Source organism: Mesorhizobium sp. L103C131B0 (genome assembly GCF_000502275.1).
GTDB lineage: Bacteria > Pseudomonadota > Alphaproteobacteria > Rhizobiales > Rhizobiaceae > Mesorhizobium.
The window spans coordinates 45,880-70,467 of record NZ_AYXC01000008.1; the positions used below are offsets into that span (position 1 = coordinate 45,880).

18 protein-coding genes are annotated in these 24,588 nt (G+C 64.1%); 8 read left to right on the plus strand and 10 right to left on the minus strand.

The genetic code is table 11. The features are described 5' to 3' along the window. Positions 1–90: 90 nt before the first annotated feature. From X730_RS149095 to X730_RS149080, 4 genes are read left to right on the plus strand one after another with little or no spacing between them, the layout of a single operon-like run. Positions 91–1,656, plus strand: coding sequence for a sugar ABC transporter ATP-binding protein (locus X730_RS149095; protein ID WP_023826555.1), 1,566 nt, complete (start codon positions 91–93; stop codon positions 1,654–1,656). Then, entirely contained in the window at positions 1,653–2,633 is a 981-nt protein-coding gene (locus tag X730_RS149090; RefSeq protein WP_023826556.1) for an ABC transporter permease, read from the plus strand. The genes X730_RS149095 and X730_RS149090 overlap by 4 nt, the downstream gene beginning before the upstream one ends. Next, positions 2,630–3,616 (plus strand): ABC transporter permease, encoded by a 987-nt coding sequence (locus tag X730_RS149085; protein WP_023673071.1) that lies wholly within the window; start codon positions 2,630–2,632, stop codon positions 3,614–3,616. Before X730_RS149090 ends, X730_RS149085 begins: the two co-directional genes overlap by 4 nt. A gap of 2 nt (positions 3,617–3,618) precedes the next feature. Next, a complete protein-coding gene (locus X730_RS149080) occupies positions 3,619–4,173 on the plus strand; it encodes a gluconokinase (RefSeq protein ID WP_023826557.1) in 555 nt (184 codons plus the stop codon). Here the strand turns inward: X730_RS149080 and X730_RS149075 are convergent. Next, positions 4,168–5,310 (minus strand): hypothetical protein, encoded by a 1,143-nt coding sequence (locus X730_RS149075; RefSeq protein ID WP_023826558.1) that lies wholly within the window; start codon positions 5,308–5,310, stop codon positions 4,168–4,170. The genes X730_RS149080 and X730_RS149075 overlap by 6 nt on opposite strands. A gap of 86 nt (positions 5,311–5,396) precedes the next feature. Here X730_RS149075 and X730_RS149070 point away from each other — a divergent pair, with 86 nt between their 5' ends. Next, positions 5,397–6,965, plus strand: a complete 1,569-nt coding sequence (locus X730_RS149070; protein WP_023826559.1) for an acyl--CoA ligase — start codon at positions 5,397–5,399, stop codon at positions 6,963–6,965. 65 nt (positions 6,966–7,030) lie between these two features. Here X730_RS149070 and X730_RS149065 read toward each other — a convergent pair whose 3' ends face one another. Further along, positions 7,031–7,480, minus strand: coding sequence for an Rrf2 family transcriptional regulator (locus X730_RS149065; RefSeq protein ID WP_023673075.1), 450 nt, complete (start codon positions 7,478–7,480; stop codon positions 7,031–7,033). A 261-nt stretch (positions 7,481–7,741) separates the two neighbouring features. Next, a complete protein-coding gene (locus X730_RS149060) occupies positions 7,742–8,728 on the minus strand; it encodes a sulfate ABC transporter substrate-binding protein (RefSeq protein WP_023826560.1) in 987 nt (328 codons plus the stop codon). A gap of 240 nt (positions 8,729–8,968) precedes the next feature. Between X730_RS149060 and X730_RS149055 the strand changes: the two genes are divergently transcribed. Further along, positions 8,969–9,241: an AbrB/MazE/SpoVT family DNA-binding domain-containing protein gene (locus X730_RS149055; protein ID WP_023682213.1), complete on the plus strand. Its 273-nt coding sequence runs from the start codon at positions 8,969–8,971 to the stop codon at positions 9,239–9,241. Then, a complete protein-coding gene (locus X730_RS149050; RefSeq protein ID WP_023826561.1) occupies positions 9,241–9,639 on the plus strand; it encodes a type II toxin-antitoxin system VapC family toxin in 399 nt (132 codons plus the stop codon). Before X730_RS149055 ends, X730_RS149050 begins: the two co-directional genes overlap by 1 nt. A gap of 14 nt (positions 9,640–9,653) precedes the next feature. On the opposite strand, the gene X730_RS149045 is transcribed toward X730_RS149050, so the two are convergent. The 7 genes from X730_RS149045 to X730_RS149015 form a co-directional block, all read right to left on the minus strand. After that, a complete protein-coding gene (locus X730_RS149045) occupies positions 9,654–10,694 on the minus strand; it encodes a sulfate/molybdate ABC transporter ATP-binding protein (protein WP_023682212.1) in 1,041 nt (346 codons plus the stop codon). A 73-nt stretch (positions 10,695–10,767) separates the two neighbouring features. Continuing rightward, the gene (gene cysW, locus X730_RS149040) at positions 10,768–11,652 is read right to left on the minus strand and encodes a sulfate ABC transporter permease subunit CysW (protein ID WP_023673080.1); all 885 of its coding nucleotides are present in this window, start codon (positions 11,650–11,652) and stop codon (positions 10,768–10,770) included. Beyond that, positions 11,645–12,496: a sulfate ABC transporter permease subunit CysT gene (gene cysT / locus X730_RS149035; RefSeq protein WP_023826562.1), complete on the minus strand. Its 852-nt coding sequence runs from the start codon at positions 12,494–12,496 to the stop codon at positions 11,645–11,647. The genes cysW and cysT overlap by 8 nt, the downstream gene beginning before the upstream one ends. An 18-nt stretch (positions 12,497–12,514) precedes the next feature. Then, the gene (locus X730_RS149030; RefSeq protein WP_023673082.1) at positions 12,515–13,543 is read right to left on the minus strand and encodes a sulfate ABC transporter substrate-binding protein; all 1,029 of its coding nucleotides are present in this window, start codon (positions 13,541–13,543) and stop codon (positions 12,515–12,517) included. 230 nt (positions 13,544–13,773) lie between these two features. Then, positions 13,774–14,457 (minus strand): M15 family metallopeptidase, encoded by a 684-nt coding sequence (locus X730_RS149025; protein WP_023826563.1) that lies wholly within the window; start codon positions 14,455–14,457, stop codon positions 13,774–13,776. 253 nt (positions 14,458–14,710) lie between these two features. Beyond that, positions 14,711–16,816 carry a penicillin-binding protein 1C gene (gene pbpC, locus X730_RS149020; protein ID WP_031197039.1) on the minus strand — a complete coding sequence of 702 codons (2,106 nt, stop codon included), beginning with the start codon at positions 16,814–16,816 and terminating at the stop codon, positions 14,711–14,713. Positions 16,817–16,899: 83 nt separating this feature from the next. Beyond that, on the minus strand, positions 16,900–22,386 hold the full coding sequence (locus X730_RS149015; protein ID WP_023826565.1) for an alpha-2-macroglobulin family protein: 5,487 nt from the start codon (positions 22,384–22,386) through the stop codon (positions 16,900–16,902). 276 nt (positions 22,387–22,662) lie between these two features. Here X730_RS149015 and X730_RS149010 point away from each other — a divergent pair, with 276 nt between their 5' ends. Beyond that, positions 22,663–24,588 (plus strand): autotransporter assembly complex family protein, encoded by a 1,926-nt coding sequence (locus tag X730_RS149010; protein WP_023826566.1) that lies wholly within the window; start codon positions 22,663–22,665, stop codon positions 24,586–24,588.

Here is a 24,588-nt window from a genome sequence, read left to right on the forward strand (position 1 = left end):
TGACCAATAGGCGGCATATCCGGCGCCGCGGGATCTCCGCGGCGCCGGCCACTCGATATCCCTTGAAGTCAAACTGCCTCGGGAGGGCCGATGGACGGTGCGGTTCCGCTCTTCCGGATGGAAGGCATATCCAAGCGCTATGGTGGTGTGCGGGCGCTGGAAAAGGCCGAGCTTTCGGTCTCGTCCGGTAGCATCCACGCCATTCTCGGCGAAAACGGCGCCGGCAAATCGACGCTGATCAAGGTCATGGCGGGCGTCGTCGCGCCCGACGAAGGCCGCATGATGCTGAACGGCAGCGAGGTGACGTTCGCTTCGCCTGCTGCTGCAAACAAGTCCGGCATCGTCTGCATCTTCCAGGAGCTGTCGCTGGTTCCCGAACTCAGCGTTGCCGACAACATCGTCATCTCCGATCCGCCGAAGCGTTTCGGCATGATCGACCGCAAGGCGCAGCGCCGCATTGCCGAGGATGCGCTGGCACGCGCAGGTGCGGCCGACATCCATCCATTGGCGCTGGTCAAGGATCTTCCGCTTTCAAGAAGACAGATGGTCGAGATCGCCAAGGCATTGGCCAGGAAGCCGCGCATCCTGATCCTCGACGAGGCGACCTCGGCCCTGACCGCGACGGACGTCGCCAGGATATTCAGCGTGCTCAAGCGATTGCGCTCGGAAGGGCTGGCGCTGCTTTACATTTCGCACCGCATGAACGAGATCGCCGAGCTTGCCGACCACTGCACGGTGTTTCGCAACGGCCGCAATGTCGCCAGCTACAAGGCAGGCACAAAGAGCGACAACGAAGTCGTCGAACTGATGATCGGGCGCGAATACAGCCATATTTTTCCGCCGAAACCCGCGCGCACCGCAGCCGCCGCCGTTCCCGTGCTGGAGGCGCGCAAGCTGTCCTGGACGGACCGGCTGGACAATGTCTCGCTGACGGTCGGGGCAGGCGAGGTCGTCGGCCTTGGCGGCCTGGACGGCCAGGGCCAGCGCGAATTGCTGCTTGCCTTTTTCGGTGTGCTGCGCGGCCTCGGCGGCCAGATCCTTATCGACGGCAAGCCTGTTTCGATCGCCAGCCCCCAAGCGGCGCGCGACGGCCGCATCGGCATGGCGCTGATCCCGGAGGACCGCAAGACCGAAGGCCTGATGCTGCCGATGACGGTGCGCGAGAACCTCTCCTTTGCCGCCCTAGACCGGCTGTCCAAGGCCGGCATCATCGACCGCGCCGCCGAACAGCGGCTGATCGACGACATGGTCGGGCTGCTGGCGATCAAGACGGCCGGCCTCGACATTCCGGTCGGTGCGCTGTCGGGGGGCAACCAGCAGAAGGTGGTCATCGCCAAATGGCTGATGCGCCAGCCGCGTATCATCCTGCTCAACGATCCGACGCGCGGCATCGACGTCGGCACCAAGCAGGAACTCTATCAACTGATGCGCAAGCTGGCGGATGCGGGGGCGGCGATCCTGTTCTATTCGACCGACTATGACGAACTGATCGGCTGCTGCGACCGCGTGCTGGTGCTCTATGACGGCGCGGTCAAGCGCGAGCTGGTCGGGGCCGAGATCACCGAGCGGGCGCTCATTGCAAGCGCGCTCAACATCCATGGCGATGACGCCGGCGCGAGAGACGATACCGGCGCAAGACAGGGAGCGGACGCGTGAAAGAGTGGCGCTACTGGCTGGCCGAGCAGCGCGGAACACTGATGGCACTCGGCATATTCATTGTCATGTTCGTCATCTACACCTCGAACCATCCGGCGGGCTTCACCGCCAATGTCGTGCAGACGGCGTCCAACAAGGGCGTGCTGCTCGCCTTCGTCGCCATGGCGCAGACACTGGTCGTGATCACCGCCGGCATCGACCTCTCCATCGGCATGATCTTCACGCTGACCAATTGCCTCGCCTCCTGGCTGGTCATAGGCACCGGCCTCGAGACCGCTTTCGGCGTCATCGCCGTGCTCGGCACCGGGCTCCTGTGCGGAGCGATCAACGGCGCCATCGTCATCTACGGCCGCCTGCAGCCGATCGTCGCCACGATCGCCACGGGTGCGGTCTATTTCGGCATCGCGCTGCTGCTGAGGCCGTTTCCCGGCGGTTCGGTCAACGAAGGTCTCGCCGACGCGCTGACCGGGCGCCTGTTCGGCGTAGTGCCGGCCAGTCTTATCGCGCTGCTCGCCGTCGTGCTAATCGTCTGGGTGCCGTTCAGCCGCTCGGTGCTCGGGCGCGCGGCTTATGCGGCCGGCTCGTCGGAGACGGCGGCCTACATGTCCGGCGTGCCGATAAGGCGCGGCAAGTTCGCTGCCTACGCGCTCGCAGGCCTGTTGGCCGCGATCGGCGGACTGTTCCTGACCTTCTTCACCTATACGGGCGATGCAGCCTATGCCAGCGGCAACGCCTATACGCTGTTTTCAATCGCCGCGGTGGTGCTGGGCGGCGTCTCGCTGTTCGGCGGCAAAGGCAGCGCCATCGGCGCCATCTTCGGCGCGCTGGCCTTCCGCACCATCGGCGACCTGTTGTTCGTGTTCGATTTCGACCCGCTATGGCAGCCACTGTTCCAGGGCGTTATCCTGCTGGTTGCGGTCAGCCTCGGCGCCTTCGCACTGTTTCGGGTCCGCAACCGGCTGGAGTGGTTCCTGTGAGCGAAACGACGTTGGGCGGCATCGCCGGCCGCATGCCGAAATTCATCCGCCGCGCCGATCCGGCGGTGCTGACGGCCTTCGCCTGCATCGTGCTGTTGCTGTTCCTAGGCAGCCTCTATTCCAGGAGCTTTCTGTCGCCTGAATATCTCTTGCAGCAGCTCAAGGTGGCCTCGTTCCTCGGCGTCATCGCCACAGGCATGATGCTGGTCATCCTGCTAGGCCAGATCGACCTGTCGGTGCCGTGGGCGGTGGCGGCGGGCGCGATGATGGCGTGTGCGGCCGCGGCCTATGGCCCGATCGGTGTGGCGCTGGCCATCCCGTTCGGCATCTTTTGCGGGGTGCTGATCGGGATCGTCAACGGCTTTGGCGTCGCCTATCTGCGCATACCCTCGATGATCATCACGCTCGCCACCAACGCTGTCGCGCAAGGGCTCATGGTCGTTTATACCGGCGGCTACTCGCCACAGGATTCGGCCACCGGCGCCATGCGCTATCTTGCGACAGGTTTTACCATTCCTGGCGTGCCTAACGCCGTCATCATCTGGGCGCTGATTGGTGCCGCGATGGTGTTCGTGCTGTCCCGCACCAGCTTCGGCCGCACCGTCTACGGCATCGGCAACCGCGAGCGTGCCGCCTATCTCTCCGGCATCGATACAAGGCGCGTGGTGATGATCGCCTTCGCTATCTCAGGCGGGCTGTCCGCCTTTGGCGGGGTGCTTCTCGCCGGCTATGCCTCCAAGGCGGCGCAATCGATGGGCGATGCCTATCTCCTGCCGTCGATCGCCGCCGTGGTTCTGGGCGGCACCTCCATCCTGGGTGGCCGCGGCTCCTATCTCGGCACCGTCGCCGGTGTCATTCTGATCACCCTCCTGCAGTCCATACTCTCGGTCATGCAGATGCCGGAGGCGGGGCGGCAGATCGTCTATGGTCTGGTCATCGTCGCCATGCTCCTGCTCTACGGCCGCGCGCCGGCAAGCCGCTGACCGTGGACGAAAAGACGGCACAGGCGCCAATGGACGCTACCGGCTCAGTGCCTCGGGCCATTGTGGTGATGGGCGTCGCTGGCTGCGGAAAATCGGCTGTCGGCAAGGCATTGGCAGCAGAGGAAGGGGCCGTCTTTGTCGAGGGCGACAGGCTGCATCCGCCAGAGAACGTCGCGCGCATGGCGAGCGGCGAGCCGCTCACCGATCAACTGCGTGAGGGCTGGCTCGATGCCATCGGCGAGCGGATCGCCGACCTGACCGGCAGCGGCCAAAGCGTGGTTGCCGCCTGCTCGGCGCTGAAGCGCAGCTACCGCGATCGTCTGCGTGGCTTCCGCCGGGATATCGATTTCATCTATCTGAAGATCGATCCCGCAACCGCCAAGCAGCGTGTCGCCAACCGCAAGGGGCATTTCATGCCGGCAAGCCTGGTCGAGAGCCAGTTCGCCATCCTTGAGCCGCCTGGCGCCGACGAGCAGGCGCTGACGACAGACGCCACACTTCCAGTGGCTGAGATCGTCACCGCCGTTGCCAGCCTGCTGGCCGGCGCAAAATCATGAATCGTCAGGCAAGGCACTTTCCGGCCGTTCGGTGAACCGGTCATGGCCGGACCAGACCATCATTTGCTCGGGATAGAGTTTCAGCGCCTCCAGCAAGCGGTCGCGCTTGAGCAATATGTACTCGGCCTGCAGCGCCATGTTCTTGGCGCCGCCGGCGCTGGTCGAGGGCTCGCCGGCCTCTGCCGGAGCCGGCACCAGTTCGGGACTTAGGACGGCGCGGTATTGGCGGAACGGATCGGTCTCGAAGGTCGACATGGAAAACAGCGCGGCCTTGCCTCTGGCAGCGAAATTCGTCGGCGCCGAAGCCAGGTGGGTCCAGCCGCTCTCGCCAAGGCCGACTTCGGTGAATGTCGAGCCGGCATGCACCGTGTTGGTCACCAACACCACGCCGTTGCTGCCAAGGATCTTCTGGATCCGGCCGGTGACCTGGTAGGCGTCGCTGCGGTCGAACACGATCCGGCTTTTCAGGAAACGGTTCTCGACCCGAACCATCGGCGGGTTCAGGAAGCGCAAGCCGAAGGTCGAATCGGATATGCCGTGAGCCCTGACGCTGAGCTGGTGTGTCTCGATGCCGGCTTCATGGAGAGCGCGTTTGCCGATGATGGTCTGGGCCGTGAACTGATCGCACCAGATGATAGCGCCGTGGCCGCGCTTCAGCGCCGCTTGCAGGCCTTCCAGGCCCTCCAGCCGGATATTAGGTGACCAGCGGCGGCCGATGAGATGCGCGGCAAGCAGCAGACGCCGGCGGTGGTTGGCGCAGAGCAAGGCCCTGAACTGCCTTTGCGCATCGATGCCGTTGCCGAGCACGGCGCGCGTCGCGGCGGCGTAGCGCACGAAATCCTTGCGGATATGGCGCTTGAGGCGCAGCCCAGATACGCGGCTGCAGACCGCGGCCCACCAATCGACCGGCAGCGATGCCGCGACGCCGATGTAGAAGGCGGCCAGCAGCAGCTCGCGGAGATCCCTGTTGTTGAAGGTGCGCAACTTGCCGGCGCGAACCTGCTTGCGGCTGAAGAAGCGGACATGCTCGGCGCGTTCGGGCACCAGGATGTCGGCGATGATTTCCGTATGATAAATGACGGCGGAAGATGGTGTCCGGTCGGCTTTCCGGGATTTTCCCAACCACGGCAGCCTCATCCGATCGGTGTCCACCTGTTCTTGCGTGCGTCCGGAAATCGCTTTACTGCGTCTGCCACGGGCGCGCAATCGGCGCCGGCAAGGCCATGGTGAACGCCATTCAGGGTTCGAACTTGAAACAGGCCCTATCGGTAGCACTTCCCCAACTGGCGCCCTGGCGGCCGGCTGCGGTGGCGCTGATGGCGCCGGACCGGCCGTCCCTGAGCTTTGCCGGCCTCGCCAATCTTGTCGACAAGCTCTGCGGCGATCTCGCCAGGCGTGGCGTTACCCGCGGCACGGCCGTCGGCATCGTCTTGCCCAACGGCCCGGAAATGGCGGCCTGTTTCCTGGCGGTCTCGGCGTTGGCGACGGCGGCGCCGCTCAATCCGGCTTACGGCGAAGACGAATTCCGCTTCTATCTCGGCGATCTCGATGTGAAGCTGCTGCTGTGCGGACAAGGCATGGGCGATGCCGCGCGCAACGCCGCAAAGGGGCACGGCATTGCGGTGCTCGACGTCGTCGTGACTGACGGCGCCAAGGCCGGCGAGTTTCTGCTGGCGGGCGACGCCGAGGTGGAGGCTGCCAGCGAGGCTCGCCTCGACGATATGCAGTTCAACGGACCCGACGATTTCGCGCTTGTCCTGCACACATCGGGAACCACGGCGCGACCGAAGATCGTCGGCTTGCGGCAGCGCAATCTGCAGGCATCGATGGCCAACATCGCCAGCACCCTGGCGCTGTCGGCAAACGATATGTGTCTCAACGTGATGCCGCTGTTCCACATTCACGGGCTGATGGCGGCGCTCAGCGCACAGCTGGCAGTCGGCGGCGCTGTTGTCTGCACGCCGGGCTTCAACCCGCTCAAATTCTACGGCTGGCTGGGCGATTTCCGGCCGAGCTGGTACAGCGCGGTGCCGACCATGCATCAGGCGATCCTGGCGCGCGCCGCCCGCAATGGCGAAACCATCGCGGCTGCGCGGCTGCGCTTCATCCGCTCGTCTTCGGCAGCGCTTCCCGACACCGTGTTCCGCGACCTCGAGCGCGTCTTCGGCTGTCCGGTGGTCGAGGCCTATGGGATGACCGAGGCGGCGCACCAGATGACATCCAACGGCCTGCCGCCGGCACGCCGCAAGCCAGGCTCGGTCGGCCTGCCTGCGGGTCCGCAGGTGACGATCCTGGACGACAAGGGGACGATCCTGCCGGCGGGTGAAAAGGGCGAGATCGCGGTGCGCGGCGCCAACATCCATGATGGCTATCTCGACAATCCGGTGGCCAATGAAGCTGCCTTCAGCGATGGCTGGTTCCGCACCGGCGACCAGGGCCTCATCGACGAGGATGGCGATCTGAAGATCACCGGGCGGCTGAAGGAGATCATCAATCGCGGCGGCGAAAAGATCTCGCCGCTCGAGGTCGACAATGTGCTGCTCGATCATCCGCTGGTGGCGCAGGCGGTGACCTTCGCCGTGCCGCACGCCATGCTCGGCGAAGAGGTGGGTGCGGCCATCGTGCTGGCCGAGGGCGCCACCGCCGATGCCGAGCAGATACGCGATTTCGCGCGCAGCCGGATCGTCGAGTTCAAGGTGCCGCGCCACATCCTGTTTCTCCAGGAGATACCCAAGGGTCCCACCGGCAAAATCCAGCGCGTCGGCCTGGCCGGCAAGCTCGGCCTGGTCTGAGGACTCTCATTTCAGCATGATCTTGTCCGAAAACCGGTTCGCACTTTTCGGGACCATGCTCTAATTTAGATCTGCGATGTCAGCTCGACCGGAAAATCATCATTGTCGGCGTCGCGCATGGCGGCGAGGCTGCGATTGTCCAGCACTTCGGCGATCGCCTGGCGCACTTCCAGCATCATGTGCCGGACTTGGCAGGTCGCCTCGTCGCAATCCTCGCAGCGCTGGTATTGCGTGCGGCTGGCGCAGGGTATGGGAGCGAGCGGGCCGTCCAGCACGCGCACGACGTGGCCGATCTTGATTTCGGAAGCCGGCCGGGCGAGGCGATAACCGCCTTCCTTGCCCTTGCGGCTGAGGACGAAGCCGGCATTGCGCAGCTCGCCCAGAATGGCATCCAGAAATTTCTTCGGGATGTTGTTGGCGATCGCGATGTCGTTGACGAATGCAAGCTGGCCGACCGGCAGGCCGGAAAGATGCACGAGGGCCTTGAGGCCGTATTTGCCTTTTTTGGTAAGCATGCCCGCTTCAGTTCATGAAAACCCCAACCACCCGCATCTGGCGGTTGTTTGTGTGCAAATCATGACGTTTCGCCTGAACAACCCGGTTTCGCGTAGAACAAGCCGCCCGGTTGAGACGTTAGGCACAAAGGCGTTGATTCTTTGTAACGTTTTTCGCCGATCGCGACAGATTCCGCATGAAAGCCGTTTGTCGGCGCGCGAAAACGAAAAAGCCGGCAAAGCGCCGGCTTTCTTGTGAGGTGAGGTCGAACGCTGCTGATATCAGCGGCTGCCATAGGTCTGGTCGAGCAGACCGCCGGCGGCGAAGTGCTCCTTCTGTACCTTGTCCCAGCCGCCAAAGACGTCTTCCACCGTCAGCAGGCGGACATCGGGGAAGTCGGCCTTGTATTTTGCCGCGACTTCAGCGTTGCGGGCGCGCAGGCCATTTTCAGCCGCGATGGTCTGGCCCTCGGGCGTGTAGAGGAAGTCGAGATAGGTCTTGGCGAGGTCACGGCTGCCGTGCTCGTCGGCGACCTTGTCGACGATCGCCACCGGGAATTCGGCGAGCAGGCTGACCGTTGGCGTGACCTGTTCGAACTTGTCGTTGCCATACTCCTTGCGGATGCCGCGCGTTTCCGACTCGAAGGTGATCAGCACGTCGCCGATCTCGCGCTGCACGAAGGTGGTGGTGGCGGCGCGCCCGCCGGTGTCGAAGATCGGCACGTTGTTGAACAGCTTGGTGACGAACTCCTTCACCTTGGCGTCGTCGCCCTTGAAGGCTTCCTTGGCGTAGGCGGTTGCGGCCAGATAGGTGTAGCGCGCATTGCCCGAGGTCTTGGGGTTGGGGAAGATCACCTGCACGTCGTCGCGCACGAGGTCGTTCCAGTCCTTGATGTGCTTGGGGTTGCCCGCGCGGACGAGAAAGGATGGGAGCGAATAGAAGGGCGAGGCGTTGTCGGGGAAATCCTTCTGCCAGTCGGCGGCGACGAGGCCTTTCTTGACCAGAAAGTCGATGTCGGTGACCTGGTTGAAGGTGACGACATCGGCGCCGAGGCCTTCGGCAATGGCGCGCGCCTGCGCCGAGGTGCCGGCATGCGACTGGTCGACGGTGACGCCCGGATGGCCGGCGACGAAAGCCTTGTTCACCTGGGCGAACAATTCGCGGCCGACATCATAGGAAGCGTTGAGCAATTTGTCGGCCGACCAGGCCTGCGAACAGGCGAGGACCAGGCCGGCGACAGTGGCGACGCTGAGGAAAAATCGCTTCATGAAAACAGGCTCCGATGTGCAATGCGTTGCCAGAACATAGCCGGGCCGGAGGGTGTACTGCGAGGCACACGGGGCAGACGTATGGCGTTGCAGCGAAAAAGAAATCGCTGAAGCAGGTTATCGGCGAAATTTCATTCCAGCCGAAATGCCGATGCATTGGGGTTTTCTGTGGTTTGCAATTCGAGGCCGAGTGGCATATACAAATGGCATATACAAGTGGAACAGACAGGGGAGGCTGCCATGCCGCAGCACCGTCACTCAATACCACCGCCCAGGGAGGCGAAGTTGTTTCGCAACAACCGCAGTCAGGCGGTTCGCATCCCTGTCGAATTCGAGCTGCCTGGCGAGAAGGTCCTGATCAGCCGCGATGGCGACCGGCTGATCATCGAGCCGGTCCGTCAACCAGGCCTCACCGCCTTGCTCACCCAATGGGCGAAAGAGCCGCCGCTTGGTCCTGAAGACGACTTTCCCGAGATCCATGATGCGCCCGTGGGGCCTGAGGATATCTTTTGATGCGGTTCATGCTGGACACCAACATTCTCAGCGACATGATCCGAAACCCTGCCGGCAAGGCTGCCAGTGCGGCGGTTCGCGCGGGAGACGGTGCCCTGTGCACCAGCATCGTTGTCGCCTCGGAGCTGCGTTATGGCTGCGCCCGCAAGAGATCGGCCAAGCTGCTCGCCAAGGTGGAGGAATTGCTCGCCGAGGTTCCTGTGTTGCCGCTCGATGTGCCGATGGATAACGAATACGGAGCACTTCGTGCCGAGCTGGAGGCCGGAGGCCAGCCAATCGGCCACAATGATCTTTTCATTGCTGCCCATGCCTGTGTGTTGGGGACGACACTGGTGACGGCCAACACCGCTGAGTTCCGTCGGATCAAGGGCCTGACGGTCGAGAACTGGCTGGAGTAGCGCCGGATCGATGTCTATGCCGCCGGGAAAAGCTTCCAGCGCCTCGGCCTGAACGCCACCCGGCTCTTCTGCGCCGCAGGATGGTCCACAGGCAGTTCGATCTCGACGCGCTGGCGCTCGCCGCCGATTTCCAGTTCGACGCGTCTTGTGCCGGCGACGCGGCGGCTGGCGACGACCGTGCCGGCGATGCAGCCGCTGCAGCCGTCGAGCAGTTCGATATCGTGCGGGCGGAAGTACAGCGTCGCATCGCCCTCGGGTGCGTGCGGCGCCGACACGCCGATCGGACGGTCGGCGAGCCAGATCTCGCCATTCTCAACCTTGACCGGCAGCATGCTCGATTCGCCGATGAAGGAGTAGACGAAGGGCGAGTTCGGCGTGTCGTAGATCTCGTCGGCGGAGCCGACCTGCTCGATGCGGCCCTGGCTCATCACCACGACGCGGTCGGCAAGCTCGAGCGCCTCTTCCTGGTCGTGGGTGACGAAGACGGTGGTGTGGCCGGTACGGTCATGGATCTCGCGCAGCCAGCGGCGCAGTTCCCGGCGCACCTGCGCATCGAGCGCGCCGAACGGCTCGTCGAGCAACAGCACCTTGGGCTCGATGGCCATGGCCCGGGCGAGCGCCACGCGCTGGCGCTGGCCACCCGAAAGTTGCGCCGGATAGCGCTTTTCCAGGCCGGAAAGCTGAACGAGATCGAGCAGTTCGGAGGCGCGTCGGCGGATTTCGGCCGCCGGTGGTCGCGACGGTCCATGCCGCACCTTGAGGCCGAAGCCGATATTGTCGGCGACCGTCATGTGCCGGAAGAGCGCATAGTGCTGGAAGACGAAGCCGACATTGCGCTCCTGGATCGAGCGGTGCGAGGCGTCCTCGTCGCCGAAGAAGATCTTTCCGCGCGTCGGCCGCTCCAGGCCGGCGATAAGCCTCAGCAGCGTCGTCTTGCCGGAGCCGGATGGCCCAAGCAGCGCGATCAGCTCACCCGATTTGATGTCAAGCGATACGTCATGGAGGGCCGGAAACCGGTCAAACTCCTTGCGTACGTTGGCAACGCGAACTTCCATGTAGATCCCTCAGTAATTTGGTGCATGTCGTTGTCCCAAAACCGGTTCCCAGTCTTGGGCGACATGCATTTAGTCAGTGCCCGCGCGTCGCGGCGATCTCGGCGCCGTAGCGCATCTCAAGAAGTGTTTTCAAGACCAGCGTGACCAGCGCCAGGCCGGCAAGCAGCGAAGCGACGGCAAAAGCGCCGACGGCGTTGTACTCGTTGTAGAGGATTTCGACATGCAACGGCATGGTGTTGGTCAGCCCGCGTATGTGGCCCGACACGACCGAGACCGCGCCGAATTCGCCCATCGAGCGGGCGTTGCACAGAAGCACGCCGTAGAGCAATCCCCATTTGACGTTGGGCAGCGTCACGTACCAGAAGGTCTGCCAGCCATTGGCGCCGAGAGAGAGCGCGGCTTCCTCGTCGCCGTTGCCCTGTTCCTGCATCAGCGGGATCAGTTCGCGGGCAACGAAGGGGAAGGTGACGAAGATGGTCGCGAGCACGATGCCGGGCACGGCGAACAAGATCTGGATGCCGTGCGCCTTCAGCCATTCACCGAACAGTCCCTGAGCGCCAAACAAAAGCACATAGACCAGGCCGGAAATGACCGGCGAGACCGAGAAGGGCAGGTCGATCAGCGTGGTCAGAAAAGCCTTGCCCTTGAACTCGAACTTGGCGATCGCCCAGGCAGCCGAAATGCCGAAGACGACGTTAAGCGGCACGGCGATCACCGCCACCAGCAGCGTCAGCCGGATCGCCGAGCGCGTATCGGGATTGGAGAGCGATTCCGTGTAGGCGCCAATGCCTTTCGCTAGCGCCTCGTGGAAGACGATGATCAGCGGCAGCAGCAGGAAGATGGCGAGGAAGGCGAAGCCCACCGCCATCAGCAGCAGCCGCACCGGCCGGCTTTCGGTCACCGCCGCCGACCGGCTCTCGTGATGCGGTTCGTAGGATTTGATCTCGGGGTCAGCCATAGCGCTTGCGACTCCATGACTGCGCCAGGTTGATGACCAGCAGCATCACGAACGACAGCAAAAGCATGATCGCCGCGATCGCGGTGGCCGCCGGATAATTGTACTCCTCGAGCCGGATGACGATCAGAAGCGGTGCGATCTCCGACTTGTAGGGAAGGTTGCCGGCGATGAAGATGACCGAGCCGTATTCGCCGACGCCGCGCGCGAAGGCGAGTGAGAAGCCGGTGATGATGGCCGGCGCCAGGCCGGGAAACAGGATGCGGGTGATGATCTGGAAGCGGTTGGCGCCGAGCGTCGCGGCGGCTTCCTCCACTTCCTTGTCGATCTCCTCCATGATCGGCTGCACCGTGCGCACGACAAACGGCAGGCCGATGAAGACAAGCGCCACGACAATGCCGAGCGGCGTGTAGGCGACCTTGATGCCGAGCGGCGCCAGGAGATGGCCGATCCAGCCATTGGGCGCATAAAGAGTGGTCAGCGCAATGCCCGCGACCGCGGTCGGCAGCGCGAAGGGCAGGTCGACCATGGCGTCGACGACGCGGCGGCCGGGGAAGCGGTAGCGCACCAGCACCCAGGCGATGAGCGTGCCGAAGACGACGTTGACGGCGGCTGCGATGAAGGCTGTGCCGAAGCTGATTTCGAGTGCGTTGATGGTCCGGCGGTCGGTGGCGATCGCCCAGAAATCGGTCCAGCCGAGGGCTGCCGAGCGCCAGATCAGGCCCGACAGGGGGATGAGGATGATGAGCGTGAGGTAGGCAAGCGAGAAGCCGAGCGTCAATCCGAAACCCGGAATGACACTCGGCTGTCTGAATCGCCACCCCGCCTTGGCGGGTGCTATGGTCATGTCGTCCTGATCTAAATCCTACTGGGCCGGCTTGTAGATCTGGTCGAATATACCACCGTCGCCGAAATGATAAGGCTGTGCCTTCTTCCAGCCGCCAAAAAGCGGATCGTCGATGGAGATCAGCTTGATTTCGGGCGTCTTCGGAATGTCAGCCGCATCCACCAGCTCGGGCTTGGCCGGACGATAGTGGTTCTTGGCGATGATCGTCTGGGCTTCCTTGGAATAGAGCCAGCCGAGATAGGCTTCGGCGACCTTGCGGGTGCCCTTGGCATCGACATTGGCGTCGACGATCGCCACCGGCGGCTCGGCCAGGATCGAGGTCGGGGGATAGACGATCTCGAAATTGTCGGCGCCGAATTCATTGAGCGCCAGATAGGCGTCGTTTTCCCAGCCGATCAGTACGTCGCCGATGCCTTTTTGCGCGAAGGTGACCGTCGAGCCGCGCGCACCGGTGTCGAGCACCGGAGCATTGGCGTAGAGCTTGCCGACGAATTCCTTGTTCTTGGCTTCGTCGCCGCCATCATTGGCGTTGGCATAGGCCCAGGCGGCAAGGTAGTTCCAGCGGGCGCCACCCGACGTCTTCGGGTTCGGCGTGATCACCTGGACACCGTCCTTGACCAGATCGCTCCAGTCGTGGATGCCCTTCGGGTTGCCCTTGCGGACCAGGAAGATGATGGTCGAGGTGTAAGGCGCCGAATTGTTCTCGAACTTCTTGCGCCAGTCCGGGTTGATCTTCTTCGACTTGGTGACGATGGCGTTGATGTCGCCTTCGAGCGCCAGCGTGACCACATCGGCATCGAGGCCGTCGATCACGGCGCGGGCCTGGGCGCCGGAGCCGCCATGCGATTGCTGGATGGTGACCGTCTCGCCGGTCTCGGCCTTCCAGTGTGCGACGAAGGCTTCGTCATAGGCCTTGTAGAGTTCGCGTGTCGGGTCGTAGGACACGTTCAGAATGGTCGTATCGGCAAACGCGAAACCGAGCGTGCCGAACTGGATCGATGTGGCGACCAGTGCGCCGAGCAGTTTCTTGAAATGAGGTTTGGTCATTCCCGCCTCCGTTGATGACGGCTGAACTCTATCGAATTGATAGAAATTAGATGCATTCAACGTTGCCTTTTTTGTCCGCTCGAAGGAAATTTTCGCCGATATTGGGTCTCGGAAGGAAATATTTTCCTCATATTGGTCTAACCCAAATCCGGCCGGTTTGCCGCTATCTAGGAGCTGACACCGCAGAAGCAAGGCCGAGCGAGGGAAGGCTCGGTGTAGCACCGGGCGGTTCAGCCCGCAGTGATAGGAAAATCGAAGCGCAGCTTTGGAAACGGCTCATCCCGAAGCGTGTAGTGCCACCACTCGCGCGCATAATTCTTGAAGCCGCCGGCGCGCATGGCGTCGAGCAGCCTTTTGCGGTTTGCCGCCGCTTCTGCCGCCAATGGGCGATGGGCGGTTTCGCTTGCCGGGTCGAAACAGTCGAAGCTGGTGCCGAAACCGAGCGTGCCGGCGCCGGCCGCGCCGCAAGCGGCGGATGACTTGTTCTTGCCGTCGCTGCGGGCGATGGCTACATCGACGGTCGAGCCGCGCGAATGGGTGGACAATTCGCCGATATAGCCCTTGGCGATGAGGTCGCCGCGCTGCACCTGAGGGTACCATTGCGGATCGGGCGGGCCGCCCTCTCTGGTCCATTTGCCCATGTCGGCAACGGCGCGGGCCGGGCGGTAGCAGTCGAAGACGACCAGCGTCAGGCCATCGGCGGCGAGCGCTTTCTGCACACCGGACAGCGCTTGCGCAGCTTGCTTCGTGAGTATGCAGACCGGCGCGTCATAGCCGTCGGCCTTGCGATGCAGGAAGTTTTCCAGGCCGGCATAGCGGATATCCTGGCGGATCGAGGGATCGACATCGGCCAGGCGGACGAAGCCGGCGGGCAGGGGATCGGCGGCGGCGGGGGAGCAAGTCGAAACGAACATGGATACGGCTAAGGCCAATCCTCGATGCAAGCGCTTCGGCACACCCCCCTCTGGCCTGCCGGCCATCTCCCCCGCAAGGGGGGAGATCAGGTGTCGCTGCGGCTTTCGCCAATTTTCAACGTTGCTGAATGAGCGCGGCGCCGAAGCTGCCAATCTCCCTCCTTGCGGGGGAGATGGCCGGCAGGCCAGAGGGGGGTGCCTCGCGCCGGGTCTCGGGCGAAGAAGCCCAATCCCCTGAATCGCTTGGCGCCATCTATTCAACGAACACCTTCACGCTTGCCGCGCGTCCCACGGCGTCGATGACGGTGAGCGTCGAATAGCCGGCGCCGTCGGGCAGCCAGGTCGCAGTGCGGCGGCGGTCGATGCCGACGAGCGGCTTGCCATTGGCCAGCCAGCGGAACGGCGCGCGGCCGCCTTGCAGTTTCAGCACCAGCGGCGAGGCCTCGGCGGAATTGGTGGCGAGATCGACGCGGGCGCCGTTGGGCGGGAAAATGATCGTTGGCGCCGGTTCCGTCGGGCCTGCCTGCACCAGTCCGTCGGCGCCGGCGCCGAAGCGCCCCAATGTCACCGGCAGGTCTTCGCGCCTGGCCTTGAGGACACCGGCCGGCTGGCTGGGCAACGGGACGGCGGTGAGGCCGGAGCGGACGAAGCCCTCGAACAGGATGGGGGCGGCTGAGACATAGCCGGACAGGCCGGGCACCGCACCGGCATCGGCGCGGCCGACCCACACACCCAGCACGTAGCGGCCGTCGAAGCCGACCGACCAGGCATCGCGATAGCCGTAGGACGTGCCGGTCTTGTAGGCGATGCCGCGCTGCAAGGCGCCCTCGGGCGGCTTTACGCCCGACAATATGTCGGTGATCTGCCAGTTCGCCTGGGCGTCGAGGATGGTGGCGGTGGAGCGCTCGTCGTTGGCCGGCTCGGTGCCGTCATGGAGCGTGTTTGCCTTGCCGCCATTGGCGAGGCCGGTATAGAGCTGGACGAGATCGCGCAGCGTTACGCCGACGCCTCCGAGGCCGATGGCGAGGCCCGGCGCCTCGTTGACCGGTAGCACCGGGCTGACGCCGGCCTGGCGGAAGCGCGCCATCAGCCGTGCCGGGCCGACAGAGTCGAGCACGCGGATTGCCGGCACGTTGAGCGACAGCTGCAGCGCCTGGCGGATCGAGACATCCCCCTGATAGCCCATGTCGAAATTCTTTGGCCGGTAGCCGCCGAAATCGACCGGTCTGTCCTCGATCAGCATTTCCTGCGCCACCAGCCCCTGCTCGAAGGCGAGGCCATAGATGAACGGCTTAAGCGTAGAGCCGGGCGACCGCACGATCTTGGTCATGTCGATCCAGCCGGAACGGCTGGCGTCGAAGAAATCGGCAGAGCCGACTTCGCCGAGGATGTCACCGGTGCGGGCATCGGCCATCACCATGGCGACGGAGAGGCGCGGACCAAGCTTGATCGCGGCATCGCGCGCCACCTGCTCCAGCCCTTGCTGGACGCTTTTGCGGATCGTCAGCTGCAATGGCTTGCCGGGTACGGCCTTGGGAAGCATGGCATAGGCGGCATGCGGCGCCAGCGCCGGCAGTTTGCGGCGCAAGCCCGAGACATCATCGAGCGCTGCGCGCGCGGCCTCGCGCTCGCCAAGCAGGTCAGCCGACACCATGCGGGTCAGCACGCGGTCGCGGGCGGCATGAGCGATGGTGAGATTGCGGTCGGGCCGGCGCTTTTCCGGCAATTGCGGCAGCGCAACCAGCAGGGCGGCTTCCGAGACCGTCAGCCGCTTCGGCTCCTTGCCGAAATAGGCGAGCGAGGCGGCGCGCACGCCTTCGAGATTGCCGCCATAGGGCGCCAAGGTCAGGTAGCGTTCGAGGATCTCCTGCTTGGACAGGCGCCGCTCGATCTGGATGGCACGCAGCATCTGTTTGATCTTGGAGCCGAGGCTGCGGCTTTCGCGCGGCTCGATCAGTCGGGCAAGCTGCATCGACAAAGTCGAGCCGCCGGAGACGATATGGCCGCTGGTGGCGAACTGGCCGGCGGCGCGCGCGAGCGCCAGCACATCGACGCCATCATGGTCCCAGAAGCGCTTGTCTTCATAGGTGACCAGCATGTCGACGAACTGCTTGTCGACCTGGTCGAGATCAGTGTCGAGCCGCCAGTAACCGTCCGGCGTGGCGAAGGCGCGCAACAGCTGGCCGTCGCGGTCCTGGACCTCGGTGGAGACGGTGAGTTTTTCGGGCAGGGGTGGCGGGAAGGCGCGGTCGAGCTCCCAGAGAGAAGCGGCAGCGATCGCCGCAAAGCCGACGAGGGAGGCGGCGGCGATGCCTGTTCGACGGAGAAATTTTCTGGAGAGCATGGTGGTGCCCTTCATCCGCCTGCCGGCTCCTTCTCTCCGCATAGCGGGGAGAGGGAGATGGTCGCGGACATCGGCGTGTTCATCTTCGTCAAGGCGCCTTACGGCGCCTTGATCTCCATCATGCCGGTGGCGGTGCGGGCCGAATATTGCGGCCGGTACATGTTCTCCACCGTGGCTGCCGGATGGGCATAGGTGCCCGGCGTTACCGCACGCACGACGTAGGCCAGCATGATGTTGCGGTCGCCATCGCCGTCATTGGGATTGAATGCCGCGACGAAACGGTCGTCGCGGAATTCGAGATGGGCTGCATCCGTTTGCGCCAGCCAGGTGAAGTTCGACAATTGGGCGCTGGAGACAAGGCCCGGATTGTCGATCTCGAAGCCGGCCGGCAACAGGTCGGTGATCAGCAGGCGCGAAGGCCAGCGGTTCTGCTCGTAAACCTTGAGCACGACCACGTAGCGTTCGTTCTGCGTCGCCTCGGTGACGTTGGCTTCGGTGCCATCGAGCTTGTAGTAGGTGCGGTCGATGGTGAAGCCGTCGCCGCCGGCCGGCAAGGGCTCTACCGGCGAGGCGACCGTGGTGACGACCGCCTGCAGCGGCGTGGCGCCGGTGTTGGCGATGGTCAGCGGGCTGTCGGCAATGTCGGTGCCGCTGAGGTGGTTGGAATATCCACCTGCATGCGGCGCGCCGTTGACCGAGAGCGTGATCGAGTCGTTGCCCGACTTCAGCGCGCGGGCCGCCAGAAGCATCCAGGACTCGTCCTGCGTGCTGGTCCAGCGGGCATCGGCGCGTTCCCTTGCCACCAGCCGGATCAGCTCCGGCACGATGGTCGGCACCGGCTTCGATTCGGCGGCGAGCGCCAGGATCGCGGCGCCATCACGCAGCCGCGAGCCATAGTCGGACCGGTAGTAGTCGTATTCGGTGGTCGACTTGGCCAGCTGCAGCGCCGTCTGGAAGGTTGCTTCCGAACGCTGCGCGTCGCCGTAGAGCGCCAGGCTCGCCGCCAACTGGGCGACGGCCATCGGGCTCGAGAAGGCTTCGAGCTTGGTGTCGGCGTAGTAGCGCAGATCGCCGACCGAGGCCTTCTTGTTGCGGGCCAGAACATAGAGCGCGTAGGCGATTTCGCTGCCGCGATCCTGGACGTCCTGGTCGTAACCGACCGAGTTTTGCAGATTGCTCAGCGCCTGGCTCATCGCCAGGGCCGGCACGTCGTAGTTCTGCTCGCGCGCCCGGGTCAGGAAGTCGGTGACGTAAGAGTCGAGCCACAGATCGCCGGAGCCCGGACCCCACAGGCCGAAGCTGCCGGCCGAAGCCTGGTAGCTCAGCACCTTGTAGATGGCGGCCTGCACGCGGCCGTGCAGTTCGGGATCGCTTTGCATGCCAACGCCGGACGCCAGATCGTTGACGTAGAGAAGCGGCATGGCGCGGCTGGGGGTCTGCTCGGCGCAGCCATAGGGGTAGCGGTCGAGCGTCATCAGCAGTGACGGCACGTCGAAGGCCGCAGCCTGCGAAACGCCGACGCTGATCGAGGCGCCGTCGAGCAGGCTTGCCGCGAGCAGCTCCTTGTCGACGCGCAGCGAGCCGCCATTGCCCTTGAGGTCGACGACCAGACGGGTGGTGACCGGCAATTGCGCCGGACGCACCGGAACATACAGCGTCTGCTCGACGGCGGTGCCGTCGCCATGGGCGAGCTTGATGGTGATCGAGGCATTGCCCGCCGTCTGTGCAATCAGCGGCACGGTCAGCGTCTGGCGCTTGCCCTTGGCCAGCGTCAGCTTTTCGGGCAAGGGCTTGTCGCCGGTCGAGAGGTCGCCGGTCGTGGCGATCGACAGGGCATAGTCGCCCTCCGGACCGTCGGTGTCGGCGACGTCGAGCCGCATGATAGCTGCATCTCCAGGCGCCAGGAAGCGGGGCAGGCCGGCGGTGATCACCACCGGATCGCGCACGATGACATCGGTCGTGGCATGGCCGACGGCCTCCTTGGTCCAGGCGACGGCCATGACGCGCACGGTGCCGTTGAACTGCGGGATGTCGAAGTCGATCCTGGCCTTGCCGTCGGCGTCGAGCTGGACCGGGCCGGAGAAGAAGGCGACCAGCTTTTCGGTCGGGGGACTGCCTTGCGGCTGCATCGAGGCGCCGTCGCCGCCGGTCCTGAGCTTGCCGCTGGTGCCGAGCGAGCCGTCGATGAGACGGCCATAGATGTCGCGGACTTCGAGCCCGAGCATGCGCTGGCCGAAATACCAGCCCTCCGGATCCGGCGCCTTGTAGTTGGTGAGGTTCAAAATGCCGACATCGACGGCAGCGACCGTGACATAGGCATTGCTGCCCGGCGCTACGCCAGCGACCGAAACCGGGATCGACAGCTGCTGGCGCGGCATCGTCTTGTCCGGCGGCGTCAGGGTGACGGCGAGCTTTTTCGAGCCTGGGTCGACCGTCAGCCATTTTACGCCGATGGCACGCGCCGGCATGCGGGTTTCCTGCGCATCGCCGGGCCGGAACAGGGTTGCGGTGATGTAGGCGCCGGCGCCCCAGTCGTCACCGACCGGGATCTCGACCGTGCTGCCGCCGGCCGGCACGGTTGCCGTGACGGTCTTGAGCAGCTTGTCGGCGCCGATGGTGACCAGCAGTTCGCCGGCAAAATGCGGCGACACTTTCAGCTTGGCCACGTCGCCGGCGGCATAGCTGTCCTTGTCGAGAGCGATCTCGAGCCCGTCAGGCGTTTCGGTGGAGGTCGAGGAGACATACCAGCCGGCGTCGAACTCATAGCTGGTCGCCGGTCCCTCGGGGTCGGCAGTCTCGATCTCGAGCCGGTACTGGCCCCAGTCGACCGGCATCGTCACGGTCGCCTCGGCATCGGCGCTGAGATCGACCTGGCCGTTGGCGATCGACTTGGTGAAGGTGACCGGTTCGTAGTTCCACGAGTTGTTGTTGCGATACCACTGGTAATTGCGTTCGACCTTGACCAGCGACCACTGCGCGCCCTTCAGCGTCTCGCGCTTGCCGCCGGGATCGACCGCGATAAGGCTGAATTTGGCGGTGCCGCCCTGCGGCACCTCATTGTCGGCGAAATCCGGACGAATGCCGATCATGTGGCCTTGTGGGTGGATGCCGATGTTGAGCGAGCGCTCGATGGCGCGGCCGCCGGTTTCGCGCATGCGAACCGTGACCTTGGCGTCGACCAGCTTGGTGGTCGCGGGCAACTGGTCGACCGTAACCGGGAAGGTCGCCTTGCCGTCGTCGCCGACCACCGGCAGACCGGTGAACGGGGTGACCGAAGGCTCGGCCGACTGCTCGTCGGCAAGGCCGAACGAATAGCCGGCGAAACGGTCCCAGTCGCGCGCCGTCGACAGCGTCAGTTCGCCTTCGAGCGCAAGGCCGGCGGCCGGCGCGCCATAGAGGAAGCGGCCGTCGATGTCGATGTTGGCAGTTTCGCCCTGTGCGATCTCCTGCTTGTCGGACTTCATGTCGAACTCGATGCGATCCGGCACGAAGTCTTCGACCAGGAACATCTGGCTGGAAACGGCCGCCTGCTTGGGATCGGTATAGATCGACACCGTCCAGGTGCCGCGCATGGCGTTGGCTTCCAGCGGCAGGTCGACGGCATAGCCGCCGGCCGAGACGCCATCGGCAACGATGCGGCGGTTCTCGACGCTGTCGGGACGGGTGAAGATGAAGGTCAGCGGCAGGTTTTCCACCGCTTTGGAGGCGCCGTCGCGGGCAAGAGCTGCGACATGCACATCCTCGCCGGCGCGGTAGATGCCGCGTTCGGTCCAGGCATAGACATCGAGCGCGCCCGGTGCGGCACGTCCGGCGACGCCGCGATCGGACAGATCGAAGCCGGCGCGGCCCATGTCGAGGAAGACGAAATCGTTGTCGCCCCGCTTGGCCATCAGAACGGCCGGCACCATGCCGCCGTCGCCGCGCGTCAGGCCGGGGTTGAAGACAGCATGGCCTTCGGCGTCCGACGTGGCTGTGCCGAGGATTTCATTGTTCCTGGCCAGCAGCGTCAGTTCGGCGCCGGCGATCGGCTTGGCGGTTCCGAGCGAGCGGGCAAAGACATTGAGGCCATCCTGGCCGGTATAGGTCGACAGGCCGATGTCGGAGACGACGAACCACTGCGTGGCAAGCGAATTGTAATTGTCCTCGTGATTTTCATTTACCGCTTGCGCGGTCAGCACGTAGACGCCGGGCTTGCGCTGCGGCAAGGCTTCGTCGACCGGGAACGAAGTCGTGACGTCCTTGTTGAGGTCGTTGGCGATATCGAGCTGCCCCTGCCAGACCGGCTCACCCATCTGGTCGGAAATGCTGGAGATATCATAGCCGTCGAGCTGCTTCAGGAACTGATAGCCGGACAGAAGCTGCGCGAGCGAACGATCGCCGATACGGTAGAGCTTCATCTGCGCGGTGTTCATGTTGACGGTGACGATGGGGATGCCACGGCGGGCGCCGGCGGGCAGCACGAAGCTGTCGCCGGTGAAGCGGGCGGACGGCGCGCGATCCTGCACATAGATCGACAGCACGACCGGAGCGGCGGTGACCTCGCCAATGGCGGCCGGCAGACCGGCGCGGAAGGTCACTTCGTAATGTTGGCCGTGCTCCAGGCCTTCGACGCAGATCTGCTTGTCCTTGGCCTCGACGCCCTTGGGCGGCTGGTTGTCGACGGTGACGAACTGGGCGTAGTCGACGCCGGTCTTGACCAGCTCCTCGGAAAACTGCGCGCAAATGCGCGGCGCGCTGGTGTCGGCGTCGATCGAGTGATCGATGACGCGGAAGCCCTTGCGGGCCTTGAGATCCTCATATTCGGCCTTGACCGCCGGCGAACTGACCAGCGCGAGGCTGGCTTCATAAGCCTGCAGGGCCGGACGGTAGAGATCGCGGCGGTCGAGGCCGTTGCCGAGCAGCGCCAGCACTTCGGCGCGGGTCTTGGTGGTGCGCAGCAACTTGTAGGCGTTGATGGCGGCGGAGGTGCCTTTGACCGGCAGATTGTAGGATTCGGAGGTGCCGCTGGCCGGCTGTATGGCAAGCGTTTCACGCGCCAGACCGAGCCAAAGCTGGCCGTCGTCAGGCAGGACCGAGACCGCGGCCTCGTATTTGTTCATGGCCTGCCCATGGTCGCCGGTCAGTGCAGCCTGTTCGGCGGCGGCGCGGAGTGATTCCAGCCCGTCGGTCGGCTTGTCATAGGCCGGATCGGTCAGCTTGTTGCGGTATTGCTGGGCCTGGTCGGCCATCCAGTTGGGGAAGAAGGCGAGTTCCGGCGGGGCGCCGATATCGGGGTCGCCATCGACATTGACGACCTTGCCCGCGACCGCGCCGCTGAAGGGTTTCAACTGGTTATAGTCGGATTTTAGGAAGCACCATTTGGCCTTGTTGTTGTAAGTAAAGGCGCGGCAGGCGGGGTCGCCGAGGCATGTCGTCTTGCACTGATCGAGGCTGACATTCTGGTCCGATCTGAGATCGAAGCCGAAATAGTCGGAATTATTTGAGGTCACCACCCGGCGGGCTTCGGCCGCTTGCGCTACAGACCCCCAGCCGAAAATGAGAAGAATCAAGATCGACAGACCACGAGCCGCCGCGCGCATCGCCATAACACCCTCCAGACACTGCTACGTCCGCGGCATGTTCAAGCTTCAGTCAAGCTTGTCAACACGAGGACGGGCAGGTTTCCGCCGGCCAACGGTTCCCAAACCGGCCAATGACCGGTATGCCGATAGTTCATCCACGGGAAAGGGATCACGCTTTCTTGCGAAAACGCAGAAGGTGTGAATTCCAAGCCCTGCCTATTTCAGACAATTGGATTGTGGCCCCTTTACGAGCGCTTCAAACTTCATTCCAATTTTAGTTTTGTAACCTAGGTTGTCCTGATGCCGGCGTATGAAGCGCAGATGTGGAAGGTAAGTGCGCCACGGCGCACGCTTTCGCGCGCGCTGATTGTGGCGTTGGCGTGCTCGAGCGTGCTCGTTGCCGAATCGGGGTCGGCGGCCGCCTTCGAGCTCTTCGGCATCAAATTGTGGGGCTCTTCGAATGACGAGGACGCCGATATCGTCGACCCGCTGCGCTATGCGGTGACCATCGAAGCGCCCGATGCCGACAAGGACCTGGTCAAGAAGCTCGAAAACGCCTCGTCGCTGAAATCCGACGAGGACCGCCCGGTTTCCGGCTCGCTCGGCCTTTTGGCCAAGGCGCGTAGCGACCGCGAACAGCTGGTCGCCGCGCTTTATGCCGACGCCCGCTATGAAGGCGTCGTCACCATCACCATCCAGGGCAAGGCGCTCGACGATTTGCCGCCCGATGCCGAATTCACTGGTCCGCAGCCGATCCCGGTGGTGGTCAGCATTTCGAGCGGGCCCAAATTCATACTTGGCAATATCAGGCTGGAGGGCGATGCCGCCGGGCTGGCGAGCGCCGATTTCGGCCTGATAGCCGGCGGCGATGCCGGCTCGGGCGCCGTGCTCAAGGCCGAGGCGCTGATCGTGCGGGCGCTGAAGCAGGAGGGCCGGCCGCTGGCCCGGATCACCGACAGGCAGGTCGTGGCCGAGCACACCACCTCAACGCTCGACGTGACGCTGACGGTGGCCGCCGGGCCGGTTGCCGGTTATGGCGACACCACCGTCGATGGCACCGAGAAGGTCGATCGCGAGTTCACCGAATATATGACCGGGCTGAAACGCGGCCGGCAATATTCGCCCGACGAGATCGACGATGCCCGCGACCGGCTGCTGAGGCTCGAAGTGTTCAACAGCGTGACGCTGAAGGAAGCCGACAGTCTCGACGCCGACGGCAACATTCCGATCGGCGTTCAGGTCAGCGAGCGCAAACCACGCTATTTCGGCGTCGGCGGCACTTTCTCCACCGAAGGGCTAGGCCTGGAAGGCTATTGGGGCCACCGAAATCTGTTCGGCCGGGCCGAAAAGCTGCGCATCGAGGGCAAGATCAGCGGCATCGGCAGCAACGATCTCAGCGAGCTCAACTACAATGCCGGCATCATGTTCGAGAAGCCGGGCGTGGTCGGGCCGGCCTCGAAATTCATCGCCAGCGTCAAGACCGTGCTCGAACATCCAGACGCCTACGACCATTTCTCGGTCAAGGGCAGCACCGGCCTGTCCTATGAGATCGACAAGAAGCAGACGGTGTCGGCTGAAATCGCGCTCGACTACTCCAGGATCACCGACGCTTTCGGCAAGCACAAATACCTGATCGCCAGCATTCCGCTGCAATATGTCTACGACAACAGGGACAACCGGCTCAATCCGACCAGCGGCTTCAGGGTTCTGGCCTATGCCGAACCAAGCTACGACATTCTGAGCGGCGCCGCCTTCCTCAAGCTCAGGGGCGAGGGGTCGGCCTATCAATCGCTCGACACGGCCTCGAAATTCGTGCTTGCCGAACGCGTCGCGCTGGGTTCGATCGTCGGCACCGGCCTTCAGAACGTTCCAGCCGACAGGCGCTTCTATTCCGGCGGTGGCGGCTCGGTGCGGGGTTATGCCTATCAGGGCATCGGACCGAAGGACATCGACAATCAGCCGATCGGCGGGCTTTCCTTCTTCGAGACATCGGTCGAGATGCGCATGGCGCTGACCGACACGATCGGCATCGTGCCGTTCGTCGACGCCGGCACTGTCTCGACCACAGCGACGCCGGACTTTTCCGACGTGAAGGTCGGCGCGGGCGTTGGCCTGCGCTACATCACGCCGTTCGGGCCGCTGCGCATCGACGCCGCCGTGCCGCTCAACCGCGACCGTGGCGACCCGCGTTTCGGCATCTATGCCGGGATCGGACAGGCGTTCTGA

Coding starts and splice junctions, on each gene's coding strand:
- X730_RS149045 (WP_023682212.1), bottom strand. CDS start 10,694: ATGGAAGTTCGCGTTGCCAACGTACGCAAGGAGTTTGACCGGTTTCCG.
- X730_RS149095 (WP_023826555.1), top strand. CDS start 91: ATGGACGGTGCGGTTCCGCTCTTCCGGATGGAAGGCATATCCAAGCGC.
- X730_RS149070 (WP_023826559.1), top strand. CDS start 5,397: ATGGTGAACGCCATTCAGGGTTCGAACTTGAAACAGGCCCTATCGGTA.
- X730_RS149075 (WP_023826558.1), bottom strand. CDS start 5,310: ATGAGGCTGCCGTGGTTGGGAAAATCCCGGAAAGCCGACCGGACACCA.
- cysT (WP_023826562.1), bottom strand. CDS start 12,496: ATGACCATAGCACCCGCCAAGGCGGGGTGGCGATTCAGACAGCCGAGT.
- X730_RS149030 (WP_023673082.1), bottom strand. CDS start 13,543: ATGACCAAACCTCATTTCAAGAAACTGCTCGGCGCACTGGTCGCCACA.
- X730_RS149015 (WP_023826565.1), bottom strand. CDS start 22,386: ATGGCGATGCGCGCGGCGGCTCGTGGTCTGTCGATCTTGATTCTTCTC.
- cysW (WP_023673080.1), bottom strand. CDS start 11,652: ATGGCTGACCCCGAGATCAAATCCTACGAACCGCATCACGAGAGCCGG.
- X730_RS149025 (WP_023826563.1), bottom strand. CDS start 14,457: ATGTTCGTTTCGACTTGCTCCCCCGCCGCCGCCGATCCCCTGCCCGCC.
- X730_RS149065 (WP_023673075.1), bottom strand. CDS start 7,480: ATGCTTACCAAAAAAGGCAAATACGGCCTCAAGGCCCTCGTGCATCTT.
- X730_RS149010 (WP_023826566.1), top strand. CDS start 22,663: ATGCCGGCGTATGAAGCGCAGATGTGGAAGGTAAGTGCGCCACGGCGC.
- X730_RS149060 (WP_023826560.1), bottom strand. CDS start 8,728: ATGAAGCGATTTTTCCTCAGCGTCGCCACTGTCGCCGGCCTGGTCCTC.
- X730_RS149050 (WP_023826561.1), top strand. CDS start 9,241: ATGCGGTTCATGCTGGACACCAACATTCTCAGCGACATGATCCGAAAC.
- X730_RS149055 (WP_023682213.1), top strand. CDS start 8,969: ATGCCGCAGCACCGTCACTCAATACCACCGCCCAGGGAGGCGAAGTTG.
- pbpC (WP_031197039.1), bottom strand. CDS start 16,816: ATGAAGGGCACCACCATGCTCTCCAGAAAATTTCTCCGTCGAACAGGC.